This is a genomic window from Thioalkalivibrio sp. ALE30 (assembly GCF_000377465.1).
Taxonomy (GTDB): Bacteria; Pseudomonadota; Gammaproteobacteria; order Ectothiorhodospirales; family Ectothiorhodospiraceae; genus Thioalkalivibrio.
Window position 1 is genome coordinate 187197 of record NZ_KB898170.1, and the last position, 13720, is coordinate 200916.

Below are 13720 nucleotides of genomic sequence, written 5' to 3' on the forward strand. Positions count from 1 at the left end.
AGCCTGAATCCTAGCGGAATGGCGGGCCCGAAACGAAAAAAGCCCCGCCGGAGCGGGGCTGGGGAACTTCCCGGGAGCCGGGGAGACGCCGGGCGGGCGCCTCCCGGCAAATCAGCCGCGACGCGACAGCATGTCGTGGATGATCGGGCCGAGGATGACCTCCATCGCGAAGCTCATCTTGCCGCCCGGGACCACCAGGGTCTTGGGGTTGGACATGAAGGAGTCCGGGATCATGTTCAGCAGGTAGGGGAAGTCGATGCCGAACTTCGCCGGGTCCTTGAAGCTGATCACCACCATGGACTCGTCCGGGGTCGGGACCGCGCGGGCGATGAACGGGTTGGAGGTGTCCACGGTCGGCACGCGCTGGAAGTTGATGTCGGTGTAGCCGAACTGCGGGGTGATGTAGTTCACGTAGTCCGGCATGCGGCGCAGGATCGTGTCCACGATGGCCTCGGCGGAATAGCCGCGCTCGGCGTTGTCGCGGAAGATCTTCTGGATCCACTCGAGGTTCACGATCGGCACCACGCCGATGCCCAGGTCCACGTGCTGCGCGGCGTTCACGTCACCGTCGACCACCAGGCCGTGCAGGCCTTCGTAGAACATCAGGTCGGTGCCCGGCTGGATCTCTTCCCAGGGGGTGAACTCGCCCGGGCCCAGGTGGGTGCCGAGGCGCTCGTTGTGCTGCGCGGCTTCCTCGTCGGAGTGCAGGTAGTAGCGCTTCTCGCCCTGACCGGTCTCGCCGTAGGTCTTGAACAGGCCCTCGATGCGGTCGAACAGGTTGGCCTCCGGGCCGAAGTGCGAGAAGTGGTGGTTGCCGTCGTCCGCGGCCTTCTGCATGGCCTCCTTCATCGCCTTGCGGTCATAGCGATGGAAGCTGTCGCCCTCGATCACGACCGGGTTGATCTGCTCGCGACGGAAGATCGACTCGAAGGAGCGCTTGACGGTGGAGGTGCCGGCACCCGAGGAACCGGTCACCGCAATCACGGGATGCTTCTGGGACATGGGATTTCTCCTTGCAAACGGGTTGCACAAAGGTCGTTGAAAGAAAGCCTAGAAAATCAGATTGAGCATGAACATGGCGACCACGGCGAACAGGATGGTCATGATGCCGCCCGCTTTCATGTAGTCCTTCACCCGGTAACCGCCGGGGCCCATGATCAGGGCGTTCACCTGGTGGGTCGGGATCAGGAAGGAATTCGAGGTCGCGATGGCGACGGTCAGCGCGAATACGCGCGGGTCGGCGTCCATGCCCGCGGCCTGCGCCGCGATCGCGAAGTTGATGGCCAGCGGCACCAGCAGCACGGTCGCGCCCACATTGGACATGACCAGGGTGAAGAACGTGGCCAGGGCAAAGATCGTCGCCTGCAGCACCCAGGGCGGTACGGTCCCCAGCATCTCCAGCGTGTTCTGTGCGATCCATGCCGCGGTACCGGTGTTCTCCACCGCCATCCCCAGCGGGATCAGCGAGGCGAGCAGGAAGACCGTCTTCCAGCTGACCGCGCGATAGGCGCTGTCGAGACTGATCACGCCGGTCAGGATCATGCCCAGCGCGCCGGTCAGCAGGGCCACCGACAGCATCAGGTCGGTGAACACGATCAGGCCCACGGTCAGCGCCAGGAAGAACAGGGCATGCGGCACCTTGGACGGGCGCAGTTCTTCGTGCGGGTAGTCCGAGGTGATCACCACGAAGTCGCGATCCTGCTCCAGGCGGGCCAGGGATTCCCAGGTGCAGTGCACCACCAGGATGTCGCCCGGCTCCAGCGGGATGTCGCGCAGGCCCTCGCCATAGGTCTCGTTACCGCGCTGGATGCGCATCACCGACAGCCCGTAGGTCTGGCGCATGGCCAGCTCGGTCACGGTCTTGCCGGCGAGGTTCGAGCCCGGCGCGATCGCCACCTCGGCGACCCCGGAGCGCCCACTGTCCAGGGCGTTGGCGAACACGTCCAGATTGGTCGAGGGGCGCTTGCGCGTGCCCTCGCACAGCTTCTCCATGCGCGCGGGGCTGGCCAGCACCGCCAGATGCGAGTTGGCCTGGATCTCGTAGCCGGTCCACGGCGCCATGCGCAGCTCGTCGCGGACGTAGGTCCCGACGATCGCGATGCCGGTCTCGCGTTCGATCTCGGCCACCGTGCGCCCGACCATCGGGTCGTTTTCCGGGACGAACAGCTCGTGGATCTCGTAGGACAGGCCGTACACGCGCTGGAAGTAGTCCTGCGCGTTCTCGCGCTGCGCCGACTTGGTCTTGACCGAGGGCAGGACGAAACGCCCCAGCAGTACGAAGTAGACGATCGCCGTGGCCAGCAGGGCCAGGCCGATCGGGGTCACGTCGAACAGCTGGAACGGCTCCATGTCGGAGGGCAGCAGGTCGTTCAGCAGGATCAGCGGGCTGGAGCCGACCAGGGTGATGGTGCCGCCCACGATCGCCGCGAAGCCCATCGGCATCAGCAGGCGCGACAGCGGGATGTTCAGGCGGTTGGAGATGCGGCTCATCACCGGCATGAACAGCGCGGCGGCGCCGATGTTCTGCATGAAGCTGGAGATCACGCCGACCGTGCCGGAGACCGTCGGGATGATGCTCTTCTCCGTGGTGCCGCCCACCCGCATGATGAACGCCGCGACCTTGTGCATCACGCCGGTCTTGTCCAGGCCGGCACCGATGATCATCACCGCAATGATCGAGATCACCGCGTTGGAGGCAAAGCCGCTGAACAGTTCCTCCTGACCGACCAGCATCCCGAGGCCCGGCACCAGCGTCAGCAGGCCCAGCAGCACCATCACCGAGATGGCCGCGAGGTCCACCCGGATGATTTCGGAAACAAACAGGAAGATCGTGAACGCGAGCAGCGCGAGCACCACGATCATCTCGGTGGTCAGCGTAAGGTTTTCCATGTTCCAGTCGTGTCCTGAAGACCCGCGCCGGACGGCGCGTGGCCGGAAGCCGAAGGGGACGCGCGCCGGGCGCGGGCGCCGAGGCGGGTCGGAGGAAACGGGTTCCGCCTTTCCCTTGAAAGCGCGGGATTATTTCATCCCGCGGGCACGGACGCAAAAAACGCGCCGTGGATGGCTGCGCCATGGCACTCGCCGTGCTGGCGTTTGCCGGCATGTCGGTTATGCTGAGCAAAAAGTCCAGGTGGAGACCCCGTATGTCCGAATCCGATGCCCCGCTGTGCCGTTTCGAGACCATTGTCCTGGCGACGGATGGTTCCGAATTCAGCGTAGCCGCCGAGAATGTGGCGCTGGACCTGGCGCAGCGCTGCGGCGCGCGCCTGGTGGTCGCCCGCATCATTCCCACGGACACCCAGCACGACGCCCTGTCGCCGCCGCGCAGCCACGAGGCGAGCGTGGCCGGCCAGGCCGATCTGGATGCGCTGGAGAAGCGCGCCCGCGAGGCGGGCATCGACGCCTCGATGATCCTGCGCCACGGGGTCGACCGGCATCAGGAGATCGTCGCCATTGCCGAGGAGTACAAGGCCGGCCTGATCGTGATCGGCCGGCGTGACCGGGGCGATCTGTCACGCCTGATGGTGGGCGACGCCACGCGCAAGGTAATCGGTCTGGCGCCCTGCAACGTGATGGTCGTCCCGCGCGGTGCCGAGGCCCCGCACCGCGGGCTGCTGGTCGGGACCGACGGCTCCGACCTGGGCGACCAGGCGGTACGGGCCGCGATCGAGCTGGCGGGTTACTGCGACCTGCCCCTGACGATCGCCACGGTGGCGGTACCGGGCCAGAGCGACGAGCGCCGCCAGGAGGGCGTGGAGGCGGTTCAGCGCCTGCAGGGCGAGGCGCGCGAGCAGGGCCGGAAGGCGGATGCCACCACCGAGGAAGGCCGGCCGGAGCTCGCGCTGGTGGAGATCGCCCGGCGCGACCAGCGCGACCTGATCGTGCTCGGCAGCCATGGCCGCACCGGCCTCAAGCGCCTGCTGATGGGTAGTGTCTCCGAGCGCGTGATCGGCGGGGCCGAGTGCCCGGTGCTGGTGGTCAAGAACGCCTCAGGGAAACCCTGAAATCAGTGTTTCCCTGAGGCCTCAGGCGGGTTCGTTCGTCCGCCGGTAGAGCAGATCGGCGACCTGATGGCCGCGGCCGACCCCGCGGCGCTCGAACTTCGTCACCGGGCGTTCCGGTGGCCGACCCGGGGCCGGAACCGGGCCGTCTGGCGCGAACCACGGCGCGCATTCCTGCATCACCGCGATCATGTGCTCGGCGTACTCGGCCCAGTCGGTGGCCAGGTGCAGCCGCCCGCCCGGCCGGATACGCGTCGCCAGATGGCGCACGAAGGCCGGTTGGATCAGGCGCCGCTTGTGGTGGCGCTTCTTGTGCCAGGGGTCGGGGAAGAACACCTGTACGCAGTCCAGGCTGCCCGGCGCCAGATAGTGCTCCAGCAGTTCCACCGCATCGGCGTCGCTGACGCGCACATTGGTCAGCCCGCGCTGTTCCACCTCGCGCAGCAGATGCCCGACTCCGGGCCGGTGCACCTCGGTGCCGATGAAGTCACGTTCCGGCTGCTGTTCCGCCTGCTCGGCCAGGCTCTCGCCGTCGCCGAAGCCGATCTCCAGCGTGACCGGTGCCGTGCGCCCGAACACCTCTGCCAGATCCAGCGGCGCGGCAGGCTCCGGGAGCTGCAGGCCGAAGCGCGGCAGCAGTTCGTCCAGCGCGCGCTGCTGGCCCGGCGTCAGCCGGCCCTCGCGGCGCACGAAACTGCGTATGCGCCGGTAGAACGGTCTGCCGTCGGAAGCGGAATCGATCGTTTCGTCCATGTTCAGCTGAAGAACAGGCCGGTCTGCGGCGAGGAGGCCGAGGCGTAGCGGCGTGGCGCCATGCGCCCGGCAAGGAAGGCCTGGCGCCCGCCGATGATCGCGTGGCGCATGGCCGAGGCCATCATCACCGGGTTGTCGGCGGCGGCGATGGCGGTGTTCATCAGGACGCCGTCACAGCCCAGCTCCATCGCGATGGCGGCATCCGATGCGGTACCGACGCCGGCATCCACCAGCACGGGGACCGTGGCGTTTTCGACGATCTCGCGGATGTTGTAGCGGTTCTGGATGCCCAGTCCGGAGCCGATCGGCGCGGCCAGCGGCATGATCGCCAGGCAGCCGATCTCTTCCAGGCGCTTCGCCAGCAGCGGGTCGTCGGTGGTGTAGACCATTACGTCGAAGCCCTCGGCGACCAGGGTCTCGGCGGCCTTTACGGTCTCGAAGACGTCCGGGTACAGGGTCTTCTCGTCGCCCAGCACCTCCAGTTTCACCAGGTTGTGCCCGTCCAGCAGCTCGCGTGCCAGGCGGCAGGTGCGGACCGCGTCCTCGGCGGTAAAGCAGCCGGCCGTGTTCGGCAGCAGCGTGTAGCGCTCCGGCGAGATCACGTCCAGCAGGTTGGGTTCGTCCGGATTCTGGCCGATGTTGGTGCGGCGGATGGCGACGGTCACGATCTCCGCGCCGCTGGCCTCGATGGCATCGCGGGTCTGGTCCAGGTCGCGATACTTGCCGGTGCCCACCAGCAGGCGGGAGGTGAACTCGCGCGAGCCCACGCGGAAGAGATCGTCGGCAGACGCGGCGGCCGGTTCGGTCATGGTAATTCCTTCGTTGAAAGTAGTTACGGACGGGGGCTCGGACTCATCCGCCCCCAATCGCCTGCACGATCTCCACGCGATCGCCGGGATACAGCGGGTGCGCGGCGTGTTCGCTGCGCGGCACCAGCTCCTCGTTGACCTCCACTGCCAGGCGCCGGCCACCGAGGCCGCGTGCCTCGATCAGCGTGGCCAGCGTGGCCTCGCGATCGTCGGGGAGCTCGAAGGGTTCGCCGTTCAGCTGGATCTGCATGGTTCTTCGTCCGGCGTTCAGGGCCGTTGAGCCGGAGGCCGACAAGGCCTACAATCGCCGGCTCAAGCGGGTGTAGTTCAATGGTAGAACGGGAGCTTCCCAAGCTCTTAATGTGGGTTCGATTCCCATCACCCGCTCCATCTTTTCGTATTCTATCAGGCTTCCCGGCCGTATCGATCGCCTTGACCTGTCTCAGGGGCGGGATATGGACTTGCTCCAGAGCCCTGTTATATCTTCGGAATCATGAACATCGACTCCCACAATCCGGATCTGCTGTCGGTCGAAGCGGCGCGCGAGCTCCTGCGCGAACATGCGATTTCCCCGACCGAGCAGCGCGTCGAGATTGCCCGCGTGATGTTCGCCCGCCATCAGCACCTCAGCGCCGAGCAGATCCTCGCGCAGTTGGTGCGGCATTCCTCGCGGGTCTCCAAGGCCACGGTCTACAACACCCTGAACCTGTTCGCCGAGAAGGGCCTGGTACGCGAGGTCCTGATCGACCCCGCGAAGCTGTTCTACGACTCCAACCTGAATCCGCACCACCACCTGTTCCATACCGATACCGGGGAACTGGAAGACGTGGACCCGGCGCGGATCGACATCTCCGACCTGCCCCCGCTGCCGGAAGGCAAGGAACTGCAGGGTGTGGATGTCGTCATTCGTGTGGGCAGCCGGCGCTCCTGAATCCGGTCGTCCGGCCCCGCCGGATTGTGGTCGATCCCGGCCCCCGCTATCATGTCGCGCTTCGCCGGTGTAGCTCAGTTGGTAGAGCAATCGATTCGTAATCGATAGGTCGGAGGTTCGACTCCTCTCGCCGGCACCATTTTCCCCTGCGCCCGGTGCGGCGCGTCTGCGTCAGTTTCGGCCGCCGCGCTGCGGGCGACCGCCGCCGGAGCGCGGGCCACCCCGGCCACCTCCGCGCCGATCGTCGCGCGGCTTGCGCGGACGCGGCTTCGGTTTCACGGCATCCTGGAACAGTCGCTCGGGGTCGACGCTCGCGGTGGGGATGCGCTCGCCCAGATAGCTCTCGATGTCCGGCAGGTAGAAGGCCGAGTCCTCGCAGCCGAAGCTGATCGCGTCGCCCTCGGCGCCGGCGCGGGCCGTGCGCCCGATGCGGTGCACGTAATCCTCGCCGGACTGCGGCAGGTCAAAGTTGAAGACGTGACTGACCGCGGGGATGTGCAGCCCGCGCGCGGCGACATCGGTGGCCACCAGAAAGCGGTACTCCCCGGAGGCGAACTGTTCCAGCAGGGTCTGGCGCTTGCGCTGTGGCACGTCCCCCGACAGCAGGGCGGCCTTCTGCTCGTTCGCGTTCAGCCAGTCGCAGACCTTCTCGGCGCCATGCTTGGTGTTCACGAACACGATCGCGCGCTCGGGCTCCAGGTCACGCGCGAGCCCCAGCAGCAGCGGGATCTTCTCGTCGTTGGCCGGGTAGTAGATCACCTGGCGCACGCGGTCCGCGGTCAGGGTCTCGGCCTCGACCTGGACCTTCTCCGGGTTGTTCATGTGCTCGAAGGCCAGCTCCATCACGCGGTAGGACAGCGTGGCCGAGAACAGCATGGACAGGCGCTCGCCGGGGGGTGCGCAGCGGCGCATCAGGAAGCGCACATCCTTGATAAAGCCGAGATCGAACATGCGGTCGGCCTCGTCCAGCACCACCACTTCGGTGTATTTGAGGCCGAAGACCTTCTGTTTGAAGTAGTCGATGATGCGCCCCGGTGTCCCGATCAGGATGTCCGCCCCGGCCTCGAGCTGCTCGCGCTGCGTGTCGTAGCCGGTGCCGCCGTAGGCCAGGGCCAGCTTCAGCCCCGTCTCCGCGCCCAGCGACTCGGCATCCTTGTGGATCTGGATGGCCAGTTCGCGGGTCGGCGCCAGGATCAGGGCGCGCACGTCCGTGGGGCGGCGGTTCGGCGAGGGCGCCTGGCGCAGCAGCCGGTTGAAGGTCGCGATCAGGAAGGCCGCGGTCTTGCCGGTCCCGGTCTGCGCCTGGCCGGCGACGTCGCGCCCGGCCAGGGCGATCGGCAATGTCTGCGCCTGGATCGGGGTGCAGGTCTCGAAACCGGTGGCGCGGATGCCCGCCTGGACGGGTTCGGGCAGATCGAGCTGGTCGAAGCGGGGCGTGTCCTGGGCGGTTTCGGTCATCGGGTTCCTCGGGTGCTGCCTGTTACTTGAACTGTCCGGCGCTGATCGTCGATAGTAAGGCCGAGCAGCCGGCGGTGCGGGCTGTTCCCCCAACCCAAGTCATGAGGGCTCGGAGTGAGCGACAAAATTGTTTACACATCGGACGCCGGTTTCGACGAGGACGTCCTGAAGGCCGACCAGCCCGTCCTGGTGGACTACTGGGCCGAGTGGTGCGGTCCCTGCAAGATGATCGCGCCCATTCTGGACGAAATCGCCGAAGAATACGCCGGCAAGGTCAAGGTCGCCAAGCTGAACATCGACGAGAACCCGTCCACGCCGCCGAAGTTTGGCATCCGCGGGATCCCGACGCTCATGCTGTTCAAGGGCGGCGATGTCGAGGCCACCAAGGTCGGTGCCCTGTCCAAGTCGCAGCTGACCGCGTTCCTGGACCAGCACCTGTAATATCCGCGCCTGGCGGTCCGCCGCCAGGCCCAGCAGGCGCATGGCTTCGCCGGGCTTGCCCCGCGCCGCCGCCTCGCTTACCATCGAACGAGTTCGAGTGGCCGCCAGGCCATTCCCTGCCTCCTTCCAGTCAATCCGTGCGGCCACCCCCGGTCGCCGATCATCCACGTTGAATACAGCACCCCACGCATGAATCTGACCGAATTGAAGCGGATGTCCGCTGCCGATCTCGTGGCCTTCGCCGAAGAAAAGGGCATCGAGAACATGTCCCGCGCGCGCAAGCAGGAGATCATCTTTGCCCTGCTCAAGGCCCACGCCAAGAGCGGCGAGGCCATCTACGGCGACGGCGTCCTCGAGATCCTCTCGGACGGCTTCGGCTTTCTGCGCAGCGCCGACAGCTCCTACCAGGCCGGCCCGGACGACGTCTACGTCTCGCCCAGCCAGATCCGCCGCTTCGGCCTGCGCACCGGGGACACCATCTCCGGCAAGATCCGCCCGCCCAAGGACAACGAACGCTACTTCGCGCTGCTGAAGGTCTCGGAGATCAACTTCGAGCCGCCGGAGAACGCCAAGCACAAGGTGTTGTTCGAGAACCTGACCCCCCTGCATGCCAACGAGCGCATGCGCATGGAGCGCGGGAACGGGTCCACCGAGGACATCACCGCCCGCGTGATCGACATCGTCGCGCCCTTCGGCAAGGGCCAGCGCGGTCTGATCGTCTCCCCGCCCAAGGCGGGCAAAACGCTGATGCTGCAGAACATCGCGCAAAGCATCGCGGCCAACTACCCCGAGTGCTACCTGATCGTGCTGCTGATCGACGAGCGCCCGGAGGAGGTCACCGAGATGGACCGCATGGTCCAGGGCGAGGTCGTCTCCTCCACCTTCGACGAGCCGGCCCAGCGCCATGTGCAGGTCGCCGAGATGGTGATCGAGAAGGCCAAGCGGCTGGTCGAGCACAAGCGCGACGTGGTCATCCTGCTGGACTCCATCACCCGCCTGGCCCGTGCCTACAACACCGTGGCGCCGAGCTCCGGCAAGGTGCTGACCGGCGGTGTCGACGCCAACGCCCTGCACCGCCCGAAGCGCTTCTTCGGGGCCGCGCGCAACGTGGAAGAGGGCGGCAGCCTGACCATCCTCGCCACCGCCCTGGTCGAGACCGGCTCCAAGATGGACGAGGTGATCTACGAGGAGTTCAAGGGTACCGGCAACATGGAGATCCACCTGGAGCGTCGCATCGCCGAGAAGCGCATCTACCCGGCGATCAACGTGAACCGCTCCGGCACCCGTCGCGAGGAACTGCTGACCGCGCCGGACGAGCTGCAAAAGCTCTGGATCCTGCGCAAGTTCCTGCACGGCATGGACGACATCGAGGCCATGGAATTCCTGCTCGGCCGCATGCAGTCGTCCAAGACCAATTCCGAATTCTTCGACCAGATGAAGCGCAGCTAGGGAAACACTGATTAATGTGCCCGCTCGCGCTCGAGTCGCTTGTGCGTGCGAACAAGGCGCGGTGACTGCCGTGCAGTCACTCTGCACAAGGGAGCCGCAACGCCGTGCGCGCGCAAAAGCGGCCGAGCCCCTGCTTTCAATGATTTGTGGGGTTGGCACCCCAGGTTCCCCGATCCTGCGTTGCGGCCCTTGCCGGTAGAACCACTACCGGCTACGCACCGCGCCTTGTCTCGGAAAACCTGGGGTGCCAACGCGAGCGGGCACATTAATCAGTGTTTCCCACGCTGCGACCCGCCATGGCCGCCTCTGCCTCGAAAGGCAAGGGCGGTTTACAGGAAGGTTCGAAGAACAGAAGGTTTCAGGGATATCCGGGCAGGGCCGAGGCCTCATGGGTCGGCCCATCGTCGGAGGCTGTTACAGGCCCATTTTGATCCGTTCTTCCCGTCTTTATGCCTTCCTGTAGGTTGCCTTTTGGTGTTCAGCCCGAGACGGGTTCGAAGCTGATCAGGCGGTCCAGGCGCCACCACTGCCGGCGGCCCGCGGTGTCGCGCAGGATCAGGTATTCGGCACCGCGCCGGGTGCGCAGGTCCAGCGGGCGCACGATCGCGATCCGGTCCATCTCGCCGCGCCGCCAGTGCGTGCGCAGAAACTGCCCGCGCACGATCGCCAGCTCTAGCTCGGAGTAGCGCTCGCAGGCAATCGGGGTATAGGGCGGCGCTTCGCTCACTCGCCCTCCCGTCGGGCCTCGATGCGCGGGACCTCCTCGTCGCCGGCATCCTCGCGGCGGAACACGATCGGGGCACAACACACCGCGCAGTCCTCGATCCACTCGCGGTCGTTACTGACCATGTCCACCGTGGTCTCGCCGGGCTCGCCGCACCAGGGGCAGGCAAAACCGACAAACTCGACGGGACGCATCATCGACCCTCCTCCCGGCCTGCGGGCCAGGCGATCGGCGTGGCAACCGAGTCCTGCGGCGTCCCTTCCGGAAGAAAACGTTCCAGCACGTTGTTGAGAAACGCCAGGCCCCGTTCCGTGGCCTGCAGCCGTTCCGGATCCGCGACCAGCAGCCCGTCCGCGCGCAGTTCCGAAAGTGCGGGTTCCAGCATCGCCAGTGGCAGGCCGCAGCGCGCCTCGAAGCTCGCGGCCGGCACGCCCTCCACCAGCCGCAGCGCGTTCAGCAGGAACTCGAAAGGCCGCTCCGCCGTGTCTACGGCCTGATCCTTGTGCGTCTGCGGCGCGGCCAGCCAGGCCTCGGGCTGGCGCGGCTTCATGCGGCGCAGGATCGCGCCCTGATGGACCTGCGTCAGCTTGCCGTGGGCCCCGGCCCCGATGCCGAGGTAATCGCCGAAGGTCCAGTAGTTGCGGTTGTGCCGACATTCCTGCCCCGGACGTGCATAGGCGGATACCTCGTATCGAGTATAGCCAGCCGCCGCCAGATGGGACTGGCCGCGGGCAAACAATTCCTCGATCGTCGCATCCTCCGGCAGCTCGGGCGGGCGCGCCGCGAACAGGGTGTTCGGTTCCAGGGTCAGTTGATACCAGGAGATATGTCCCGGGTCCTGCTCGATCGCCGCCTGCAGATCCGCGATCCCGGCCGCGACCGACTGCCCCGGCAGACCGAACATCAGGTCCAGGTTGATGGCCTCGAAGCCGGCGGCACGGGCATGCTCCACCGCGCTCAGGGCCTCCGCCGCACCGTGGATGCGCCCCAGGCGCGCGAGCATCGCGTCGTCGAAGCTCTGGATGCCCAGCGACAGCCGGTTGACCCCCGCCTCGCGGTAGCCGCGGAAGTAGGCGCGGTCGGCGGTCCCGGGGTTGGCCTCCAGCGTTACCTCGCAGTCCGGTCGCAGCGGCAGCCGGGCGCGCAGGCCGGAAAGCAGAGCATCCAGCGCCTCCGGCGGGAACAGGCTGGGGGTGCCGCCGCCAATGAAGACGCTCTCCAGCCGCCGGCCCCAGATATCCGGCAGCTGGCCTTCCAGGTCGCGCAGCAGCGCGTCCACGTAGTCATCGAAGGGCGGCTCGCCGCGCGGCTCGTGCGAGTTGAAGTCGCAGTACGGGCACTTGCGCACGCACCAGGGCAGGTGCACATACAGCGCCAGGGGCGGCGGATGGGTCAGCGCGGCAGTCATGTGCGAAGCATAGGCGAGGGGGCGGGTGGCGTCGAAAGGACCCAGTCCCGCCATTGCGGCCTTGCGCGCCGGTGGTCCCCTGCCGACCGCCACAGCGCTGCGCGCCTCGCGATGACGGGGACAGGAAGCACAGTCATCGCGAGCGCCGCAGGCGCGTGGTGATCTCCCCGGCCTGGCCCCGACGCGGGTCCGAACATGCGCCGGGGTGTCGTCGGGAGGTTGCCACGGCCCCTGTGGAGCCTCGCAACGACGGGAAGTCCCCGTCATCACGAGGCGCGCAGCGCCGTGGCGATCTCTCCGGGTGGCCCCGGTGCCGGACGGCGTGGGTTGTCAGGCCGGCGGGTTGCCCATGCGCTCGCGCAGGGCGCCCCCGAGTTCTTGCAGGGCCTGACCGCGATGGCTCAGGCGGTTCTTGGTCTCCGAGGGCAGCTCGGCCGAGGTGCAGCCCTCCTGAGGCACGAAGAACAGGGGGTCGTAGCCAAAGCCCTCGGCGCCGCTGGCCTGTTCCGCGATGCGCCCGGGCCACACCCCCTGGGCGATGATCGGCGCCGGATCCTCGGCATGCTCCAGGTACACCACGACCGCGCGGAACCGTGCGCCGCGCTGTTCCGGCGGGACGCCGGCCAGTGCCTCCAGCAGCTTGGCGTTATTGGCCGCATCGTCGCCATCGGGGCCGGCATAGCGCGCGGAGTAGATCCCCGGCTGGCCGTGCAGGGCATCGACCTCCAGCCCGGAGTCGTCGGCGATCGCCGGCAGTCCGGTGTGGCGGGCGGCGTTGCGCGCCTTGAGGATCGCGTTCTCCACGAACGTCAGGCCGGTCTCGTCGGCCTCGGGCACGGCGTGTTCGGACTGTGCCTCGACCGCCAGCCCCAGCGGTTCCAGCAGGGCGCGGATCTCGCGCAGCTTGCCGGGGTTGCCGGTGGCCAGGACGACGCGGCGCGGATCGCCCATGATCAGCCCTCGGCCAGCACGGCGCGCTGGGCCTCGCAGATCTCCTGGATGCCCTTCTCACCCAGGTCCAGCATCTGGTCCAGCTCGTCGCGGCGGAAGGCGTGGCCCTCGGCTGTGCCCTGGATCTCGATCACGCCCCCGGCCTCGTTCATCACCAGGTTCAGGTCGGTCTCGGCCTGCGAGTCCTCATCGTAGTCGAGGTCGAGTACCGGTTCACCGCCGCAGATGCCCACCGAGATCGCGGCGACCTGGCCGTGCAGCGGATCCTTGCGGATCAGCCCCTGTTCACGCGCCTTGCGGATGGCGTCGTACAGGGCGACGTAGGCCCCGCTGATGGAGGCGGTGCGGGTGCCACCATCGGCCTGGATCACGTCGCAGTCGACGATGATCTGGCGCTCGCCCATGGCCTCCAGGTCCACCACCGCGCGCAGCGAGCGGCCGATCAGGCGCTGGATCTCCATGGTGCGGCCACCCAGCTTGCCGCGCGCGGCCTCGCGCACCATGCGGTCATGGGTGGAGCGCGGCAGCATGCTGTATTCGGCGGTGACCCAGCCGCGGCCCTTGTTCTTCAGCCACGGTGGCACGCGCGACTCCACCGTGGCGTTGCACAGCACGCGGGTATCGCCAAACTCCACCAGTACGGAACCCTCCGCGTGGCGGGTGAAATGGCGGGTAAAACGCACGGGGCGCATCGCGTCGGCTGTTCGGCCACTGGGTCGCATGCTGTGATCCTTGCTAGATTTGAGTGGGGCGCAGTATACGGGCCGCCACCGCCACACGCAGCAGGGATCACCA

General features: G+C 67.2%; 15 protein-coding genes and 2 tRNA genes. 6 read left to right on the top strand and 11 right to left on the bottom strand.

The features are described from left to right. Positions 1-111: 111 nt before the first annotated feature. On the bottom strand, positions 112-1002 hold the full coding sequence (locus tag D107_RS0105820) for a phosphoribulokinase (protein ID WP_018880971.1): 891 nt from the start codon (positions 1000-1002) through the stop codon (positions 112-114). Between the two features lie 48 nt (positions 1003-1050). Further along, the gene (locus D107_RS0105825) at positions 1051-2889 is read right to left on the bottom strand and encodes an SLC13 family permease (protein ID WP_018878800.1); all 1839 of its coding nucleotides are present in this window, start codon (positions 2887-2889) and stop codon (positions 1051-1053) included. A gap of 254 nt (positions 2890-3143) precedes the next feature. Between D107_RS0105825 and D107_RS0105830 the strand changes: the two genes are divergently transcribed. Then, a complete protein-coding gene (locus tag D107_RS0105830; RefSeq protein WP_018867676.1) occupies positions 3144-4004 on the top strand; it encodes a universal stress protein in 861 nt (286 codons plus the stop codon). Between the two features lie 21 nt (positions 4005-4025). Here the strand turns inward: D107_RS0105830 and trmB are convergent, their stop codons facing one another. From trmB to thiS, 3 genes are read right to left on the bottom strand one after another with little or no spacing between them, the layout of a single operon-like run. Further along, a complete protein-coding gene (gene trmB / locus D107_RS0105835; protein WP_018867677.1) occupies positions 4026-4754 on the bottom strand; it encodes a tRNA (guanosine(46)-N7)-methyltransferase TrmB in 729 nt (242 codons plus the stop codon). Positions 4755-4756: 2 nt separating this feature from the next. Continuing rightward, a complete protein-coding gene (locus D107_RS0105840) occupies positions 4757-5563 on the bottom strand; it encodes a thiazole synthase (RefSeq protein WP_018867678.1) in 807 nt (268 codons plus the stop codon). Between the two features lie 43 nt (positions 5564-5606). Then, positions 5607-5813: a sulfur carrier protein ThiS gene (gene thiS / locus D107_RS0105845; protein ID WP_018867679.1), complete on the bottom strand. Its 207-nt coding sequence runs from the start codon at positions 5811-5813 to the stop codon at positions 5607-5609. A 66-nt stretch (positions 5814-5879) separates the two neighbouring features. Between thiS and D107_RS0105850 the strand changes: the two genes are divergently transcribed. From D107_RS0105850 to D107_RS0105860, 3 genes are all read left to right on the top strand, one after another. Continuing rightward, positions 5880-5953 (top strand) — tRNA-Gly (locus D107_RS0105850). Positions 5954-6056: 103 nt separating this feature from the next. Further along, positions 6057-6494 (top strand): Fur family transcriptional regulator, encoded by a 438-nt coding sequence (locus D107_RS0105855; protein WP_018876747.1) that lies wholly within the window; start codon positions 6057-6059, stop codon positions 6492-6494. A 63-nt stretch (positions 6495-6557) separates the two neighbouring features. Beyond that, positions 6558-6633 (top strand) — tRNA-Thr (locus D107_RS0105860). 32 nt (positions 6634-6665) lie between these two features. On the opposite strand, the gene D107_RS0105865 is transcribed toward D107_RS0105860, so the two are convergent. Continuing rightward, on the bottom strand, positions 6666-7952 hold the full coding sequence (locus D107_RS0105865; protein WP_018880972.1) for a DEAD/DEAH box helicase: 1287 nt from the start codon (positions 7950-7952) through the stop codon (positions 6666-6668). A gap of 114 nt (positions 7953-8066) precedes the next feature. Here D107_RS0105865 and trxA point away from each other — a divergent pair, with 114 nt between their 5' ends. Further along, positions 8067-8393: a thioredoxin TrxA gene (gene trxA, locus D107_RS0105870; RefSeq protein ID WP_018867682.1), complete on the top strand. Its 327-nt coding sequence runs from the start codon at positions 8067-8069 to the stop codon at positions 8391-8393. Positions 8394-8582: 189 nt separating this feature from the next. Then, positions 8583-9842, top strand: a complete 1260-nt coding sequence (gene rho / locus D107_RS0105875) for a transcription termination factor Rho (protein ID WP_018880973.1) — start codon at positions 8583-8585, stop codon at positions 9840-9842. A 478-nt stretch (positions 9843-10320) separates the two neighbouring features. On the opposite strand, the gene D107_RS0105880 is transcribed toward rho, so the two are convergent. The 5 genes from D107_RS0105880 to rph form a co-directional block, all read right to left on the bottom strand. Beyond that, entirely contained in the window at positions 10321-10569 is a 249-nt protein-coding gene (locus tag D107_RS0105880; RefSeq protein WP_018867684.1) for a transcriptional antiterminator, Rof, read from the bottom strand. Then, positions 10566-10760 carry a CPXCG motif-containing cysteine-rich protein gene (locus tag D107_RS0105885; protein WP_026280493.1) on the bottom strand — a complete coding sequence of 65 codons (195 nt, stop codon included), beginning with the start codon at positions 10758-10760 and terminating at the stop codon, positions 10566-10568. Before D107_RS0105885 ends, D107_RS0105880 begins: the two co-directional genes overlap by 4 nt. Next, positions 10760-12028 carry a radical SAM family heme chaperone HemW gene (gene hemW, locus D107_RS0105890; RefSeq protein WP_018880974.1) on the bottom strand — a complete coding sequence of 423 codons (1269 nt, stop codon included), beginning with the start codon at positions 12026-12028 and terminating at the stop codon, positions 10760-10762. The genes D107_RS0105885 and hemW overlap by 1 nt, the downstream gene beginning before the upstream one ends. Before the next feature lie 276 nt (positions 12029-12304). After that, entirely contained in the window at positions 12305-12925 is a 621-nt protein-coding gene (rdgB, locus tag D107_RS0105895) for an RdgB/HAM1 family non-canonical purine NTP pyrophosphatase (RefSeq protein WP_018880975.1), read from the bottom strand. A gap of 2 nt (positions 12926-12927) precedes the next feature. Beyond that, a complete protein-coding gene (rph, locus tag D107_RS0105900; RefSeq protein ID WP_026280346.1) occupies positions 12928-13647 on the bottom strand; it encodes a ribonuclease PH in 720 nt (239 codons plus the stop codon). Positions 13648-13720 lie beyond the last annotated feature (73 nt).

Excerpts from the sequence above, each read along its gene's own strand:
- D107_RS0105825 (WP_018878800.1), bottom strand. The coding sequence starts at position 2,889 with ATGGAAAACCTTACGCTGACCACCGAGATGATCGTGGTGCTCGCGCTG.
- rho (WP_018880973.1), top strand. The coding sequence starts at position 8,583 with ATGAATCTGACCGAATTGAAGCGGATGTCCGCTGCCGATCTCGTGGCC.
- D107_RS0105820 (WP_018880971.1), bottom strand. The coding sequence starts at position 1,002 with ATGTCCCAGAAGCATCCCGTGATTGCGGTGACCGGTTCCTCGGGTGCC.
- D107_RS0105885 (WP_026280493.1), bottom strand. The coding sequence starts at position 10,760 with ATGCGTCCCGTCGAGTTTGTCGGTTTTGCCTGCCCCTGGTGCGGCGAG.
- thiS (WP_018867679.1), bottom strand. The coding sequence starts at position 5,813 with ATGCAGATCCAGCTGAACGGCGAACCCTTCGAGCTCCCCGACGATCGC.
- D107_RS0105840 (WP_018867678.1), bottom strand. The coding sequence starts at position 5,563 with ATGACCGAACCGGCCGCCGCGTCTGCCGACGATCTCTTCCGCGTGGGC.
- D107_RS0105865 (WP_018880972.1), bottom strand. The coding sequence starts at position 7,952 with ATGACCGAAACCGCCCAGGACACGCCCCGCTTCGACCAGCTCGATCTG.
- D107_RS0105830 (WP_018867676.1), top strand. The coding sequence starts at position 3,144 with ATGTCCGAATCCGATGCCCCGCTGTGCCGTTTCGAGACCATTGTCCTG.
- D107_RS0105855 (WP_018876747.1), top strand. The coding sequence starts at position 6,057 with ATGAACATCGACTCCCACAATCCGGATCTGCTGTCGGTCGAAGCGGCG.
- rph (WP_026280346.1), bottom strand. The coding sequence starts at position 13,647 with ATGCGACCCAGTGGCCGAACAGCCGACGCGATGCGCCCCGTGCGTTTT.
- hemW (WP_018880974.1), bottom strand. The coding sequence starts at position 12,028 with ATGGCGGGACTGGGTCCTTTCGACGCCACCCGCCCCCTCGCCTATGCT.
- rdgB (WP_018880975.1), bottom strand. The coding sequence starts at position 12,925 with ATGGGCGATCCGCGCCGCGTCGTCCTGGCCACCGGCAACCCCGGCAAG.
- trmB (WP_018867677.1), bottom strand. The coding sequence starts at position 4,754 with ATGGACGAAACGATCGATTCCGCTTCCGACGGCAGACCGTTCTACCGG.